The organism is Telluria beijingensis, assembly GCF_030770395.1.
Classification (GTDB): Bacteria; Pseudomonadota; Gammaproteobacteria; order Burkholderiales; family Burkholderiaceae_D; genus Telluria; species Telluria beijingensis.
Window position 1 is genome coordinate 5108667 of the sequence record NZ_CP132480.1, and the last position, 15770, is coordinate 5124436.

General features: G+C 68.9%; 12 protein-coding genes. 3 read left to right on the forward strand and 9 right to left on the reverse strand.

What is annotated here, in order from left to right:
* Positions 1 to 3 precede the first annotated feature (3 nt).
* Together Q9246_RS22405 and Q9246_RS22410 are read right to left on the reverse strand one after the other, a co-directional pair.
* The gene (locus tag Q9246_RS22405) at positions 4 to 3252 is read right to left on the reverse strand and encodes a CHAT domain-containing tetratricopeptide repeat protein (RefSeq protein ID WP_306393162.1); all 3249 of its coding nucleotides are present in this window, start codon (positions 3250 to 3252) and stop codon (positions 4 to 6) included.
* The gene (locus Q9246_RS22410) at positions 3249 to 5045 is read right to left on the reverse strand and encodes a caspase family protein (RefSeq protein ID WP_306393163.1); all 1797 of its coding nucleotides are present in this window, start codon (positions 5043 to 5045) and stop codon (positions 3249 to 3251) included. Before Q9246_RS22410 ends, Q9246_RS22405 begins: the two co-directional genes overlap by 4 nt.
* Positions 5046 to 5295: 250 nt before the next feature.
* Here Q9246_RS22410 and Q9246_RS22415 point away from each other — a divergent pair, with 250 nt between their 5' ends.
* From Q9246_RS22415 to Q9246_RS22425, 3 genes are all read left to right on the forward strand, one after another.
* Positions 5296 to 6075 (forward strand): hypothetical protein, encoded by a 780-nt coding sequence (locus Q9246_RS22415; protein WP_306393164.1) that lies wholly within the window; start codon positions 5296 to 5298, stop codon positions 6073 to 6075.
* 31 nt (positions 6076 to 6106) lie between these two features.
* Entirely contained in the window at positions 6107 to 6889 is a 783-nt protein-coding gene (locus Q9246_RS22420) for a hypothetical protein (protein WP_306393165.1), read from the forward strand.
* 70 nt (positions 6890 to 6959) lie between these two features.
* On the forward strand, positions 6960 to 7265 hold the full coding sequence (locus Q9246_RS22425) for a hypothetical protein (RefSeq protein ID WP_306393166.1): 306 nt from the start codon (positions 6960 to 6962) through the stop codon (positions 7263 to 7265).
* 2 nt (positions 7266 to 7267) lie between these two features.
* On the opposite strand, the gene Q9246_RS22430 is transcribed toward Q9246_RS22425, so the two are convergent.
* From Q9246_RS22430 to Q9246_RS22460, 7 genes are read right to left on the reverse strand one after another with little or no spacing between them, the layout of a single operon-like run.
* Positions 7268 to 8824, reverse strand: coding sequence for a hypothetical protein (locus Q9246_RS22430; RefSeq protein WP_306393168.1), 1557 nt, complete (start codon positions 8822 to 8824; stop codon positions 7268 to 7270).
* Positions 8821 to 10905: a hypothetical protein gene (locus tag Q9246_RS22435; protein ID WP_306393170.1), complete on the reverse strand. Its 2085-nt coding sequence runs from the start codon at positions 10903 to 10905 to the stop codon at positions 8821 to 8823. The genes Q9246_RS22430 and Q9246_RS22435 overlap by 4 nt, the downstream gene beginning before the upstream one ends.
* A complete protein-coding gene (locus Q9246_RS22440) occupies positions 10889 to 11872 on the reverse strand; it encodes a BatA domain-containing protein (protein WP_306393172.1) in 984 nt (327 codons plus the stop codon). The genes Q9246_RS22435 and Q9246_RS22440 overlap by 17 nt, the downstream gene beginning before the upstream one ends.
* A gap of 4 nt (positions 11873 to 11876) precedes the next feature.
* The gene (locus tag Q9246_RS22445) at positions 11877 to 12761 is read right to left on the reverse strand and encodes a DUF58 domain-containing protein (protein ID WP_306393173.1); all 885 of its coding nucleotides are present in this window, start codon (positions 12759 to 12761) and stop codon (positions 11877 to 11879) included.
* 14 nt (positions 12762 to 12775) lie between these two features.
* Entirely contained in the window at positions 12776 to 13732 is a 957-nt protein-coding gene (locus Q9246_RS22450; protein WP_306393175.1) for an AAA family ATPase, read from the reverse strand.
* Positions 13733 to 13783: 51 nt separating this feature from the next.
* Positions 13784 to 14407: a DUF4159 domain-containing protein gene (locus tag Q9246_RS22455; protein WP_306393177.1), complete on the reverse strand. Its 624-nt coding sequence runs from the start codon at positions 14405 to 14407 to the stop codon at positions 13784 to 13786.
* A gap of 16 nt (positions 14408 to 14423) precedes the next feature.
* Positions 14424 to 15761 (reverse strand): TldD/PmbA family protein, encoded by a 1338-nt coding sequence (locus Q9246_RS22460; RefSeq protein WP_306393178.1) that lies wholly within the window; start codon positions 15759 to 15761, stop codon positions 14424 to 14426.
* Between the last annotated feature and the right edge of the window lie 9 nt (positions 15762 to 15770).

A 15770-nucleotide genomic window follows, 5' to 3' on the forward strand; every position in this document is an offset into this window, starting at 1 on the left:
CGCTCAAGTGCCGAGCAGCGTGAATCCGGCCCAGTAATACGGATGGCCGTAGGAAGGCTTATCTACCGGTTCATCGATGGCTTTCAGGCCGCGCGCGGCGCCGCCAGGCGCTGCACGGCGGATCTGGCGCACCTGGGCCGCGCGCAGCGCCTCCGGCTTGCCGGCGCCGCGGCCCAGCTCCCCATAGAAATCGGTCATCAGCGCGGCGGTGGAGCGGTCGGATACGCGCCACAGGCTGGCCAGCACGTGGCGCGCGCCGCGCTCGCGGGCCAGCCAGGCCAGGCCGGCCAGTTCGCGGCCGCTGGCGTCGACACCGGCCGGCACCGCCGTTTCGCAGGCCGACAGCGTCAGCAGGTCCAGCCCGGCGAAACTGAAGCGCGCCTGCGCCAGTTGCGCCAGGCTCAGTTGCTGCCCGTTCCCCAGCACCAGGTAGGAGCCGTCGTCGCGTCCCGGGCGCAGCACGAAGTGGCTGGCGATGTGCACCATGCTGCTCTGTTGCAGGGCGCGCTCCAGGGCATCGGCGGTGAAGCCGGCATCGAGGTAGGTCGTGCTGGAAATCCGCTCTGTCTTGCCGATCGTTTCCACCGCCTGCAGCTCGCGCGCGACGAATGGCAGGGCCGGAAGCTCGCCGCTGGCCTGGCTTTGCCCGAACAGGGCCACCGACCTTGGCCGCGCCGAAGCCGGCGTCCCTGCCGCTGCGGCGTCGAGATCGGCGCTACCCGTCACCTGCAGCGGCAGGCGCTCGACCAGCCACTGGCGGCCATCGTGCAGCATGGCGAACGGCAGGTAGCGCAGCACGCCGTTCAGCGACAGCGTCAGGGTGCGCGCCTGCGCCAGTTCCGGCAGCACCGGTGCGAGCAATTGGCTGAACAGGCGCTGCGCCTGCGCCCGCGGATCCCTGCCGGGGTTCTGGGCCAGGCTGCGCAACCGGGCGATATCGCGCACCAGGTCGGCCTCATTGATGTCGAGCGTCACGACGCGCGCAATGCTGTCGTGCTGGACCACCAGGCGGATGCGCTGTTCGCCCACCAGGTAGGTCAGGTGCAGGCGGCCCGGCGCCAGCGTGGCGCGTCCCGGGCTGGCCCACGCCTTTTCCCTCGCCGCGGCGGCCGCCACCCCGACTGGCTGCGCCGGCCCGCCCCACTCCAGCGTGGCCTGGTCCAGCAAGTCCTGCATGGCTGCCTGCGCCGCCGCCAGTTCGCCCGGCCCGTCGGCGCTGCCCTGCGCCTGGCGCGCCCTGGCCTGGGCCAGCGCCTGCGCGGCCTGCTCCAGCGCGCGTGCGCGCAGGGCGAACCGGCGTTCGGGGGCCGCGTCGATGCCGTCGAAACGCAGGCGCACGACGCGTGCATCCTGCTCGCCCGCGGTATCGGCGCTGCGCACCAGGTCGTGGAATTCGTTGTCCTCCACCATCGCCAGCACGCGCTCGGCCTCGCCGATGCGGCGCCGGTCGAGCAACTGGTCGACCAGGCGCTGGTACGCCTCTTTCTTCAGCTGGACGAAGCTGTGCTGCTGCTCGACCGGCAGGCCGGTCGTGTTCTCGCGCGCCGCCTGCAAGGCATTGACGGCCACCTTGCCGAGGAAGACGGCGTGTTCGCCCCCGTCGAGTTCGCTCAGCTGGGCCGCGGCCCGGGCCTGCAGCAGCGTGGCGTGGTTGGCCAGGCCGATCGCCATGGCGCGCGCGCTGTGCGCACGTGCCAGCGCCCGGTCGGGACCGCGCGCATTGAGCGCGGCGGCATCGAGCAGCGCGCTGGCATACGCCGGGTTGGACAAGCCGCGCTGCTCGCCCACCTGCTGCGCCAGCGCGCTGCTGCGTGCGGCCAGCGCGGCCAGGTCGGCGCCGCCCCGTTCGGCGCGCACCGCATCGAGCGCCAGCGCGATCTCGAACTGGCCGTTGGCGGCTGGATCGGGCAGCGCGTCCACCCGCCGGCCCAGCTCGGCGAGGGCCCGCTCGGCGTCGTCCTGGCGCCCCAGTGCGCGCAGCGCCTGCGCACCGAGCATGATGGCGCTGCGTTCGTCGCCATCGAGCTCGCCGTGGCTGCGCGCCAGCGTCGCGGCGCGTTCGGTTTCAACCAGCGCCGCGCCGGCCTGGCCCAGCGCCAGCAGCGCCCGGGCATGATCGAGCTGGTGGGCCACGCACGAGGCGGCAACGGCGCCCGGCATGGCCAGGCAGGCCCGCATCGCCGCCTGCGCCGCCGCTGCCGAGCGGCCCAGGCGGTTGTTGGCGAGCTGGGTCTTGGCGACATCCTGCCAGGCGTTCACGGTCTGGGCGTTGTGCTCGCCCAGCGCCGTGCGGCGCAGGTGCAGCACCCGTTCGGCCTCGCTGGCCGCCTGCGCGGTCTCGCCCAGGCGCAGGTGGATGCGGGCCACGCGCGACAGGGCGTAGCTGATGTCCACCGCATCGGGACCGAAGCGCCGGATCGCGCTGGCCAGGCCCAGTTCGGCATAGCCCAGCGCGGCGGCGTCGTTGCCGGCCTGCGTATGCCAGGCCGCCATGTCCTGGACGCTGGTCTGGGTTTCGGTGCGGTCCGGGCCGAATGCCGCCAGGCGGATCCGGTAGGCCCGCTCCAGGTAGTGATACGACTCCTGCATCTTGCCCTGCCCGAGCAGCAATACACCGACGTCGCGCATGCCCCAGGCGTGGTCGGTGCTGTCGGTGCCGGAGGTGCCCTCCCAGATGTCCATGGCTTCGCGCGCATACGGCAGGCCGCGCGCATATTCGCGCGTGATCATGGCGATGCCGGACATATTCGACAGGGTGGTGCCGTAGGAGCTGGCCTTGGTGCCAATCAGGCTGGCCTTGGCGCGCAGCGCCTTCTCGCCCCACTCCCAGGCGAGGTCGTAGCGGCTCCACTGGCGGTACAGGTACATCAGCTCGGACGGGTAGTACATGCGCTCGCGTTCCGGATCGTCGGGCTCCGGGCCGCTGCTCAGTTGCTGGCGCAGCGCCCAGCCTTCCAGCAGGGCGGCCTCGCTCTCGGCATACCGGTGCACGTGGTGCAGGGTCGAACCGAACCTGAGCAGGCTGGCCGAGATGCCGTGCCGGTCGCCGGCCGCGCGGCACAGGCGCAGCGCCTGTTCGTACAAGTCGACCGCCTCCGGGTAGCGTGCCTTGTTGAAGGCCTGCAAGCCCTGTTCGATCAGCGCGCCGGCAGCGGGCTGGCAGCTGGCGGCGATGGCCGGCGGCGCCACGCACAGCCACGCCACCAGTCCCAGCGTGCGCACGCCGGCGCCGAACGAGATACGCCGCTTCATTGTCCACCTCCGTTTGCTACCTGCCAGCTGACGCGCGCCACCTGCGCCGCCTCGGGACGACGGCCGCCCGCCAGCGCCGCGCCGCGTTCGGCCTCCTGGCTTGCAGGATCGCGCAGCGCGTCGAACAGGGCGAAGCGGCGCGGCATGGCGCCATTGGACGCCGGCGCGGCCACCAGCACCAGCCATTCCGGCGCCGCGGCCGCGTCTTGCGCGGTGACCTCGAACGCGCGCTCGAAACGGCCAGAGTGCGGCGGCAGGCGGTTGCTGTCGCCTTCGAAACGGGGAAACACGCGGGTGGCAGGCCCGGTCAGCGGCAGGTGCACGATGCCGGCATCGGCCGGGTTTTCTCCGCCATTCTCCACGATCACGCGCAGGCGCGTACCGGGCGCCAGCGGCCCCAGGTCGCGGTCGACGAAGGGCAGGCTGACGGCCAGGCCCTGCCCGGGCGGCGTGACCTCGATGCGCGCCTGCAGCAGCGGGGCTGCTGCCGCCGTCGACGGCAGCGCCAGCACGGTGGCGATGCTTGTGGCGCGGGCGCGCAGGGCGGGCACTTCTTCATCCGGCACGCGCAGGCGTAGCGAGGCCTGGCCAGGCAGCGACAGGTCGACCGTGCTCGCGCCGCGGCGTCGCTCCAGCACGGAAAATGCCGGCACCTGGGCCGGTGCAGGCAGGCGCCTGGCCCAGCCGGCGGTGGCCTGGCCGGACGCCGCCAGCCGCGCCTCGTTCCAGCCTACCCCGGTCACGCGCCAGGCGTCGGCGCCGCGCTGCAGGACGTCGTCCACCCGCAGGCCGTCGAGACGGCCATACGGCACGTACCAGCCGCGCCCATCCTGGCGCACCGGCCAGGATGCCGGCGATACGGCGGCCGTCCACAGCGCATGTTCCAGCGCGCCGGCGTAGACCGGCGACGGACGCGCGCTGGGCGGTAGCTGGCGCTCGTCGAAGGCCTGGCGGTAGTAGGCGCTGGTGAGGCTGGCCCAGGCCAGGTAGCTGGCCGGATTGTCGCGCAGGCCGGCGATCAGGGCGCGCGTGAAAATGCCGCGCGCCTGGCCGGGATGGTCGCTGGCGAGCGCCTCGGCGCTGCGCTGCAGCGATTCGGCGGCGAAGAAGCCAATGAATAGCGGCCTTTCGCGCGGCCCGGCCGCGGATGCCGGCGGCGACGTGCTCGCGCCGGATGCCGGCCGGCCCGCTACGCTCATCGCCCGTGGCGAGGTGCGCAGCACGGGGCTGGCCAGGCCGCGCCAGGCCAGGCCGGCGTCGCCGCGGGTACTGGCGGCCGCATGGCAGGTGTCGAACATGGCCACGACCTGGACCCGGCGCGCCGCCAGGGCGTCGATCGCATGGCCGATGTCGGCGCTGCTGACGGTACCCGTGAGCTGGTGGTTGCGGCCATCGACGCGGGCATCCTGCGCCAGCAGGCGCACCTGCTGGCCGAACGGCGTCTGCCACAGGCTGGGCCGGCCCGGCATCAGGAGCCCGTGACCGGACCAGTAGATGACCAGCACGTCGTCCGCCTGCAGCGTCTTGGCGTAATGCGCCAGCCGGGCCAGGATGGCATCACGGGTGGGCGCCGCCGCGCCGTCGACGCCATCGGCCAGGCTCACGATGCGCGACGCCGCGAAGCCTTGCGCCTGCAAGGCATTGCGCATGGCCGGGACGTCATGGCGCGGTCCGTCCAGCCAGGCGCTGCGCGGCAGCGCCGGCGGGCTCGATACCCCGACCAGGAGTGCGTGGCGCTCGGACGCGCCGGCCGCGCCGGCAACCCACGCCAGGACCAGGAGCCAGCGGCGCATCAGGACTTGGCGCCGGCGTCGGACAGCGTTGTGGGGGCGGGTGTGGTGACCATAAGAAAGATTATGAGTCCGCCGGTCGGGTTTTGTCGACCGCGAAGTCGCAAAGCATGCACAGTGAATATTTTTGAAGAATTTCTGAAAAACATGCACACGGCTGCGTTCTGGCCAGTGAATCACACAGCGACAGACTGCGCTCGCAGTACGGCAAACCAGAAGAGGGATCACCATCATGACTCATCGCGGCAAGATTTTGCGAGACACCAACGCCGGACCCGGCCTGCTCAGCAGCGGCGGCAACCAGCATCCATTCACCCTGGAGTCGCACTGGAAATCCGACCAGCCCCCCAGGGTCGGCATGGTGGTCGATGTGTCGCTCGATGAAGCGGGCAGCCTGGCCGCGGTGATGCCGGTGGCCGACGCGCAACTGGCCAAGGAGCAGGCCGACCTGGCCCTGCAGGCAGCCAAGGCCAAGGGCGGCGCCCTGGCGGCGGGCTTGAGCGCGCGCTTCGGCATGCCGACCCTGGTGGCGATGGGCGTGCTGCTGGTGGGCTGGTTCTTCTTGAACACCATCGCGGTCCAAGTGTCGTCCCAGTATAGCGTCGGCATGTCGCTGTGGAAGCTGCTCGGCGTGCTCAATTCTCCGGCCGGGCTGATGAGTGGGCTCAGCGGCGGCGGCGCCAGCAGCGGCATCTACGGCTTCCTGTGCATCGTCGCGCTGCTCGGCCCGCTGTTGCCGCAGGTCTGGGCCGACAAGCGCGCGCATCTGGGCGGCCTGCTGCCGCTGGCCTTCATGCTGCTGGTCGTGCTGATGTTCTATGTCGGCATCAACGACGGCGTCAAGCAGGCCCAGGGCGCGGCCGGCATCTTCGGGGGCGCACAGGCCGCACAAATGGCCGAGAGCGTCAGCAGCATGATGCTGCGCGAAGCCATGCGCGCCATTTCCTTCGGCGCCGGCGCCTGGCTGTCGCTGTTCGCCAGCCTCTACCTGGCCGGCCGCGGCCTCATGAAATTCCTGGCCGCCAAGGCCTGAACCAACCCGATCATTCTTATCAAGGAACATCATGTCCCACCACGCACTCCCGTTCGTCCGCCGTCCACTCGCCACGCTGCTGGCCATCGCCCTGCTGGCCGGCCTGGCCGCATGCAAGGACAAGGCCCCGGCCGATGGCGCGGCCACGCCGAACCTGGCCGACGCCGCCCAACCTGCCGTGATGGCGGAACAGGCAAAGGAAGAAACAAGGAAACAGGCGCTCGCCAGCCTGCCCAAGGGCGATCCGAACACGCCGGCCAGCAGCTATGTCGAACTCGATAGCGGCAACCAGATCATGTTTGCCTACCTGGGCATCGCCGGCATGCCGATCGATTACAACGAGGTGGCCACCGTCTATTCGCGCGACTACCGCTCGGCCTCGGACGAGTTCAAGAAAAACGACCTGCTCACGGCACTGAAAGGAAAGATCGACGCCGGCGTGGCGCAAGCGGCCCAGCAGCGTTACGTGAAGCTGGAAATCGCCGACTCGATCCAGAAGTACGACTTCGAGCAGAAGGGCTTTCCGCTCGATTCCTCGGTGTGGGAAAAAGGCTCGTATCGCTACTTCAATGACAACAGCAGCTACAAGCTCGGCTTCAACAACGGCGCCGACTTCCGTTACCTCGGCGTTCCGGAAGAAGACAAGGCGCGCGTGATCGAAGGCTTGCGCAGCAAGTATGAATCGCCACGCACGGTGGTCTATGGCTTCGTGCAGGAGGCCGACGTCAGCAACAAGACGGTGCTGGCGCAGATCCTGAAAATCGAACTGGTCGACCGCAAGGGCAATGTGCTCGCTACCCAGACCATGCGGTAAGACGCGCGGTAACACTTTCCAGGGCGGTATTCCGCCCTGCTTCCATCACTTGAATGACCTTCTCATCATCATGAAAAAAACCATCCTGACCCTCGCCTGCCTGTCCAGCCTGGCCATGCTCGCCGCCTGCACCACCATGCAGTCGAATACCATCCGTGAAGTCAGCGACAGCAATGTCAAGCAATGCCGGTCGCTGGGCGAGGTCCATGGTTCCGATGCCGTGTTCGTCGGCCTGAGCGCCAGCGTCGGCTCCAAGAACGCCAAGGCGCGGGCCATGAACGACGCCGTACGGCTCCAGGCAACCGACGTGGTGTGGTCGCAGCGCGGCACCAGCATGACCAACGAATGGGTGGGCAAGGCCTACGCCTGCAAGTAATCTCAGCGCCGTTCGCGCCACCACAGCATCAGCATCGCGGCCGCAAACGCCAGCGCGAACGGCCAGGCCGGCATGGGGCGTGTCGGTCCTTGTCCAGGAGTGAGAGGGGTGCGTGCAGCGTAGCGCTGTGTGGCATCCCGTTGTTGCATCGCCTGCCATTGCGGCCAGTCGGCCCGGTCGTACACGTAGACGGCATGCGCACCGGCCTTGCTGTCTTCCATCCTCAACCAACCGGGTCTCTGCGGCCACAGCGCGACGCACGATGCGTCGACACGGTCCGCGCGTTGCTGCCAGCGCAAGGCCTGCTTCAATTCCGGGAAGACGACGTCGCCGGCGACGCCGCGCGCGCACACCTCGAGGCGCTGGCCAGGCAGCGGCATCTCCGCCGGCGCCAGCCATTCGGTGTCCTGGTCCAGCGTCACGCCGACACGGTCGAGCACACCCTGCCACCACAGCGCCAGCGCGCGCGGTTCGGCGATCGCATGGCGGTGCCACTCGCTCACGCCCAGCCAGGCGATGCGGCCTTTTTTCCAGTCGCGGGTCCAGACCATGTCGTCCGAACCCTGCCACGGACCGGCCGCGCGCGATGTCGGCAGCAGCGGCGGCAGCAGCGGCGCCAGCGGCATCTCCAGCGGTTTATCGAGCTTGCCACCCAGCGGCTGGACGCGCAGCGGCAGTTGCAGCGTGCGCGACCAGATGCCGGGATCGTTCGCATTCCCGCCCAGCACCAGCAGCGGCATGCCGTCGGCCACGCGTCCCAGCAAGGCCGCGCGCTCGCCAGCGCCCATGCGTTCGAAGCGGGCGGCATCTAACACCATCAGGTTCGGCGCCGTCATCTCTTCGCGCGGCGCTTCGGTACGGGTGATGTCGCGGCCCAGCGTGACCTGCCAGTCGAGCAGCGCGCCGCTGCCGGCCATCAGCTCGTTGAGCACGCGCAGGTCGAACGATGGCGCGCCGAAGCGGCCGACGACCTGCAGCGGGACCGGCTCGTGCACGGTGAACGGGATCGGCCCCTCGGCGATCACCTTGTCTTTCGCGTCCAGCAGGCGCGCCTTGAGCACGACGCGTTCGGCCACCGGCGGCATCCATTCGACGGCGAGCGTGCCCGCGCCGCTGGCCTGGGCGATACGCTGGCCGTTCTCGGCCAGCAGTTCCAGGCGTGCTTCACTCTTGTCTTCGCGCTCGACACGCAGGGTGAACACGCGGCCCAGCGCTAGCTGATGCGGAAAATCGAGGCGTAGTGCCCCGCCCTTTGGTGCTTGCCAGGTCAGCGGCAAGGCCGGCAAATCGTTCCATGCGGCGGCGCGCAGGCCATCGCCTGTCACGCTCAGGGCATTCACGCCCTCCAGCGAGGTGGGCAACAAGCGCGGCGCCGCCGGGTCGATCGCGAGCGTGCGGCCCGCCTCGCCCGGCACGCGCAGGTCGGCCCCGAACAGGCCCAGGGCGATGGCGGCGGCGGCGACCAGCAGCGCGTCGAGCCACTGGCGCCGGCGCAGGTACAGCGCCGCGCTGACCACGCCCGCCAGGGCGATGGCGGCAAGGATCAGCTGCTGGTTCATGGCGCGCCCGCCTCGCGCCAGTTGCGCGCGAACGGGGTCTCGACTTTCGGCGTCGCCTGCAGCAGCACCTGGCCTTCGCCGGCGCCGCTGCGCAGCCAGGCGCGCAGCACCGGGCGGCAAGCGATGCAGCCGTCGGCCACGTCCTGGATCGCGCGCTGGGCGGCCAGGCGCTGCTCGTCGTCCTTCAGGCGGGTACGGACCCAGTCGTTGGCGGTGCGCGTCCACAGGGCGGGCAACACGGCTTCGCCGGACAGCGCCTGTACCAGCGTGCGCAACTCTTCCGGCAGCGGCGCGTCCTGGCCTGCCTGTTCGCGGCGGTAGCTGGCGGCGCCCGCCATCTCGCCGGTCATGCGCTTTTCTTCCTTGATCGGCGGCGGGGTGAAGGCGGTCTTGTGCAGGTAGATGCGCTCGGCCTGCTGCAATTCCTTGATCGCCTCCAGCGCCTTGTGCTCGGGCGGCAGCGCGGTCTTCGGCGCGATGGCGCGCAGCGACTTCTCGGCATCCCACATGGCCACCAGCGCGCGCCGCAGCACCTTCTTGGTGCCTTCGTCGTACATGGTCGCGTTCTCGGCCTCGTCGTGCGCGTGGCCATAGGTTTCGAGGATGTGCTGGGTCTGGTTGACGATGGCGCTGCGGCGGGTGTTCTGGCTGCCGTGGTCGTGGCCGTGGCCTTCCTCGTGCGGATGCTCGCCGGGGGCGTGGTCATGGCCTTCGTGGTCGTCTTCCTTTTGTGCACCGCCGGTGCCGGATCCGGCATTGTCGGCGAACAGCGTCGACTCCTCGCCCAGGAACTGGCCATAGCGGCGGCGCAGCTGCGCCTGGTCGTTGGCGATGCGTTCGCTGCGGTCGCGCACGACGTCCGCCGCGATCCTGGTAGAGCGCATATCGGCCACCAGCTGTTCGGTATCGATGATGATCTGGCGCTGGCTGCGCAGCGAAGCCGGCTTGACCAGCGACGGCATCGCCATGCTTTCCTCTTCCGCTTCCTGTTCCGGCGCCGGGCGGCGCACGGTGTAGGTCGGCGATTGCACGGTCTGGGGACGGCCGGCATTGTCGGTTGCGCGCACGAAGAAATACAGCTCGTCGCCCGGTTCCAGCTCCAGCTCGGCCAGCGACCATTGCTTCGACCAGTTGCGCTGCTTCGGGTCGGTCGACGCCGGCAACGGCATTTCGCGGTCGGTGAATTTCACGTTCTCGCCGCTGCCGCGCGCCAGCGTCATGTGCAGGGTGGCGCGCCGGATCGCGTAATCGTCGCGCACCTGCACCGCCATCGTGGTGCTGGTGGCATTGTCGCGCAGGTCCTGGATCATCTGGGTCGGCGCGGTGATCGTGATCTCGGGCGGCTGGTCGGGGATCACCCGCAGCGTGTGACGTTGTCCGCGCCAACGCCAGACCACCGACTCGGTGGCGGTCCAGCGCGCGCATTCCTTGCCCGGCTCGAGCACTTCGCCGTTGCCCAGTTCGATCCTGTTGTCGCCTGCGGTACCGTCCTTCAGGCACCAGCTGACGACGGTCTGTTCCGGCGCCTGCAGGTCGCGCGGGCTTGATTCGGATGCCGCGATGCCGGTATAGGCCGGCGGCGCCAGTTTGACGGTGAGCTGTGCCAGCGTGGCGGCGGTGGCGCTGCCCACCGGGCTTGCCGGGGTCACGCCGCCCGCTTCCGATGGCCGCGTGGTGGCATACCACACCATCCCCGCCAGCACGGCGCTGACCAGAATGATCGGATAGCCGGCCGAGACATGCTGAGCGACGATCCGGCGCAGCTGGGCCGGCGAGACGACGGCGTCCAGGCGGTCGAACAGGCGCTGCTGCTGGAGGCGGGCGATCGGCGAATCGGCCTGGTCGAGCAGGGCCGCGCTGTCTTCCATCTCCGGCACGGCGCCGTCCAGCCAGGCGGTCCATTCGAAGGTGACGCGGCGGCGCAGCTTGACCCAGTCCAGCGCGCACCAGCCGGCCCAGGCCAGCAGGCCCGGCCCCGACGGAATCGCCAGCCACGGCAAGGCGCCGCCTATCCACAGCGGCAGGCGGCGCAATTGCGCTGCGCGCCATACCCGTTTGGTGATCTCAACGCCTCCGTGCATGCGTGAGACTCCTTTCCAGTACAAAGAGTGCGGCCAGGATGGCCAGCAGGATGCTGCGCAGCGCGCCACCCGGCGCAGGTGCGTCTGCCTTATCGTCCGCGGCGAAGGCCTGCGACCGCATCATGTAAGGGCGCGGCCCGATGTGCAACTGCTGCCAATCGTCGAGCAGCGCGCGCGCCGCATCGGCATCGCGCGGTGGCCAATCGGCATGATGCCACAGGCGGCCGCGCGCGCTGTCGGCGTAGCGCAGTCCATCCACCGTGCGCGCCCTGACCAGTTCGGGGAAGGCGGATGGCTGAGTGATCCACCACAATGAGGCGCGCAGAGAAGCCGGCGGCGCCTCTGCGCGGTCCCAAACGATCAGGGTCGTGGCAGCGCCCGGCGTCTCATCCACGACGAATTTCTCAGGGCCGCCCTGCACGGCGAACATGCGGCGCCATTCGGCCGCGCGTTCGCTGGCAATGTAGACGTGGCGCTCGACCTGGGCCGGAGCGGCAGCCTGGGTGCGCACCTCGACCGGGCGTCCGAACGCTGGCTTCGAGGCCGGCATCGGCACATCGCCCAGCACCAGGAGGCGTGCGTCACGCTGCCATTCGCGCTCATGCGTGTGGACCCAGCCCAGCGCCTGCGCGGCGGGCAAAACGACGCGCTCGGCGTTCGCGAGGCCCGCTTGCGTCGCTTCGCGCTCGACCCAGGCAGGATCGGCCCCTTGCGTTACCACGACCGTATCGCCACGGAAGGGATACACCGGATTGGCCAGCCAGGCGATGAGCGCCACCAGCAACAGGCAGCGCACCAGCAGCAGGAGAGGATCGCTCCAGCGCCAGATGCGGGTCTGGCGCGGTTCGGTGCGCGGCAGGAAGCGCGCGGTCGCCATCGGCGCCGCCTTGTTCTGCACGCGCTTGCGGCGATGCCACCAGACCGGCAGCAACAGGATGGGCAGCGTAAGCCACCAGAGTGCACTCATGACTTCACCTTCCCGGGCGCCGCAGCCAGCGCCGCAGCACGTCGATTGGCGACTGCTCGATCGCGGCCAGCGTCAGCGGCATATCGTTCTTGCGGCACTGGGCCGTGACCGCGCCAAAGTGCGCCTCGCGGTTGCGGCGATAGCCTTCCCGCAGGTCGGCGCCGAAGCGGAACACGCCCTCTTCCTGTTCCGGATCGCGGTAGGCCAGCTCGCTGGAAAAGCTGGCGTCGACCTCGGCCTGGGTCTGCAGGCCCAGCACGCGCACGTCGTGGCGCATCTGGCGCAGCCGGGTCAAGGCGATCGACAGCGGCGACGGCCAGTCGAGCAGGTCGCTGGCGGCGTAGATCGCGCTGGGCGACTGGGCGAAGTGCAGGCTGGCCTTCAGGGTTTCGGTATCGGGCAGGCTGCCTTCCGGTGTGGCGCGCTGCAGCTGGGACAGCACGCGCTGCAGGTGGCGCGGTCCGCGCAAGGCCGGCGTAAACGCCACCTTGCCAGCGCCCAGCACCACCAGGCCGAAGGCATCGCCCTGGCGCTGCGCGATCGCGGCGACGCAGCCGAGCAAGGCGCGGGCGTAGGCCAGCTTGTCGAGTCCCTCGACGCTGCGGCTCGGTTCTGCCATCGAGGCGCTGGCGTCCAGCACCAGCCAGACCGCCACATGGCTGTCGCGCTCGGCCTCGCGCACGAAATAGCGGTCGGCGCGTGCGGCCAGTTTCCAGTCGACCCGGCGCCACTCGTCGCCCGGCACATAGGCGCGGTATTCCGAGAACTCGACGCCGGCCCCGCGCTCGCGCCCGGCGTGGATGCCGTGCCCGAGGCCGGCCAGCACGTGGCGGATCACCAGGTCGAGTTTCCGGGTGTGCGCGATCAGCGCGGTATTCGCTAACGACATGATGCAAGCGCCCTTTACGGCACCTTGATCTCGTTGCGCAGCGCCTGCAGCACGTCGGCGATGGCGATGCCGTCGGCCTCGGCCTCGAAGTTGCGCAGTACGCGGTGCGCCAACACCGGCAGCAGCATTGCGCCGATGTCCTCGCGGGTCACTGCCAGGCGGCCCTGCATCAGGGCGCGCGCCTTCGAGGCCAGCACCAGCGCCTGGCCGGCGCGGGGACCCGCGCCCCAGCCGATGTGTTTTTTCACCGCCTCGACCGTCGTCTCGCTCGGGCGTGTCGCGCGCACCAGGCGCGTGGCGTAGCGTACCAGGTGGTCGCCGATCTCGATGTCGCGCACCAGTTGCTGCAGGCGCAGCAGGGTCTCGACGTCCATCACCGGCTCGGCATCCTGCAGGCCGGCGTGAGTGGTGCGCGAGACCATCAGCACTTCTTCGTCCTCGGTCGGATACACCACATCGATGCGCAGCAAAAAGCGATCGAGCTGGGCTTCGGGCAGCGGATAGGTGCCGGCCTGCTCGATCGGGTTCTGCGTGGCCAGCACGAAGAAGGGCCGCGGCAGCTTGTGGGTGTGTCCGGCGAAGGTCACCGAGCGTTCCTGCATCGCCTCGAGCAATGCCGATTGCGTCTTGGGCGGGGCGCGGTTGATCTCGTCGGCCAGCAGCACTTGCGTGAAGACGGGCCCCTGCTGGAAGCGGAACACGCGCTGGTGGGTGCCGGCGTCTTCTTCCAGGATCTCGGTGCCGACGATATCCGACGGCATCAGGTCTGGCGTGAACTGCACCCGGCGAAACTGCATGTCGGTGGCTTGCGCCAGCGATTTCACGAGCAGCGTCTTGCCCAGCCCCGGCACGCCTTCGACCAGCGCGTGGCCGCCCGCCAGCAGGCAGGTGACGAGCAGGTCGACCACGTCTTCCTGGCCGATGATCACGCGCGCCATGCTGGCCTTCAGCTGGCCCACCTTCGCCGTCAATGCGGCGACGTCCTGTTCACTCCAAGCTACGGTATTGCTATCGCCCACTGCTCATGCTCCCAACGCATATTGAATGATGTTCACCGCGAAGCGGGTGTTGTCGACCGCAAGAAAACGCTTGTTGCGGAAGTCGTAATCCCATTCGCAGCCATAGTCCTTGTTCGAGTACAGCACGCGCAACCGTCCGCCAATCTCGATCGCCTTCAGGTACTCGTGCACCAGGTCGTCGCCCCAGCCATTGAGTTCCATCGACGTCGTCGGCGGCCCGTCCTCGAACTTGAAGAAGCACGAGTACAGCGGGTGGTTGTTCGGGATCTTCTTCAGGGCCTGCGGCCCGAAGATCCTGGCCATCTCGGCCTCGAACGACTTGGCGAACAGGCCGTCGATATCGTGGTTGCAGTCGTCCACGAACACGAAGCCGCCGCCGCGCACGTACTTCTCGAAATTGCTCCGTTCCGCCGGGGTGAACTGCACCAGCTTGTGGCCGGCCAGGTAGCAGAACGGGGCCTGCAGCATCTTCGGATCCGACAGGGCCACCATGCGCTCCGTCGTATCCACCCGCAACGTGGTGTACTCCACCAGGGAGTTCAGCACGTTGCTGGGCATGCGGACATCCACGTCCCAGTTGCCCGATTCATACATCAGGCGCGTGAAGTAGAAGTCAAAACTGGCCATGTCGATCTACAGCCAATTACACCGCGTCGGACAGCGAGGTGAAGTTGAAGTCGCGCACCTTCATCGGCGGCAGCACCATCTGGAACGGCACTTCGTCGCCGCCGATGATCTGCGGCTTGCCCAGTTCGTCGATATTGTTCAGGATCGTGACCGGGCTCTCGTTGAAGCGGAAGTTCTTGAGCGGGTACTTGATCTTGCCGTTCTCGACATAGAAGGTGCCGTCGCGGGTCAGGCCGGTGAGCAGCAGCGACTGCGGATCGACCATGCGGATATACCAGGTGCGGGTGACCACGATGCCCTTCTTGGTGCCCGCGATCAGCTCTTCCAGCGACTTGGTGCCCCCCGCCATGATCATATTGCCGTGGCCCGCGGTGGCCTGCTTGCCGGTCTTCTGAGCCCAGTAGCGCGAGTAGTCGAGCGAGGCGATGCGGCCATCCTTGACCAGCTGGGTGCGTTCGCGCGCCAGCAGCGACTCGTTGTCCCACGGCGCGACCGGCACGTCCTTGTCCCACGGGTCGGCCCAGATGTTCACCTGGCTGTCGAACAGCTTGTCGCCCAGGCGGTTCTTGCCGCCGGCTTTCGACAGGAAGCTGCGGCCTTCGTCGGCCGAGCGGGCGTCGAAGGAGCTGAACATATTGCCGAGGATTTCCGAGGTCGCCGCCGGTTCCAGGATCACGGTATAGCGGCCCGGCTCGAGGGCGCGCGCCTCGACCGAACGCAGCGCCTTCTCGATCGCGACTTCCGACGCTTCGCGCGCGTCGAAGCGCGCGGCGTCGACCGCCGAGCGGGTCACCCAGCCCGAACCGCGGCCGTCTTCGGTGCGCGCGGTCAGCGTGAACGACAGGTCGGTGAAGTCCTGGTGTCCGAACACGCCGTTCGAGTTGGCGATGGTCGAGAAGCGGGTGCTGTCGACGAAATAGCCGGCCGTGACCAGCTTGTTCTTGCGCGCCAGCTCGATGCTGGTGGCCGCGACCTGGGCCCGGAAGTCCGGGTCGATCGACGCCGTGGCCGGCACGAAGGTCTTGGTGGCGCGGTATTCCTGCTTCGCGATCGCCGGCATGAATTCCGGATTCTCCGGCGCCAGCCTGGCCAGCTCCTCGGCGCGGCGCACCGCTTTTTCCAGCGATTTGTCGTCGAACTCGTTGACCATGGCGGTGCCGCTGCGCTTGCCGAAGGCCACGCGCACGACCAGCTGCATGTCTTCGGTCAGGCCGGCGGTCGACACGCTATTGCGCGCGAAGCGCACGTTGCCGACACGGCTGCCTTCGATCTGCACCGTGCACTCGTCGGCTTTCGACAGCGACAGTACGCGATCGGTGATTTTCTTTGCTTGTTCCTGGTTCAGGGTCTTCATCCTGGTCTC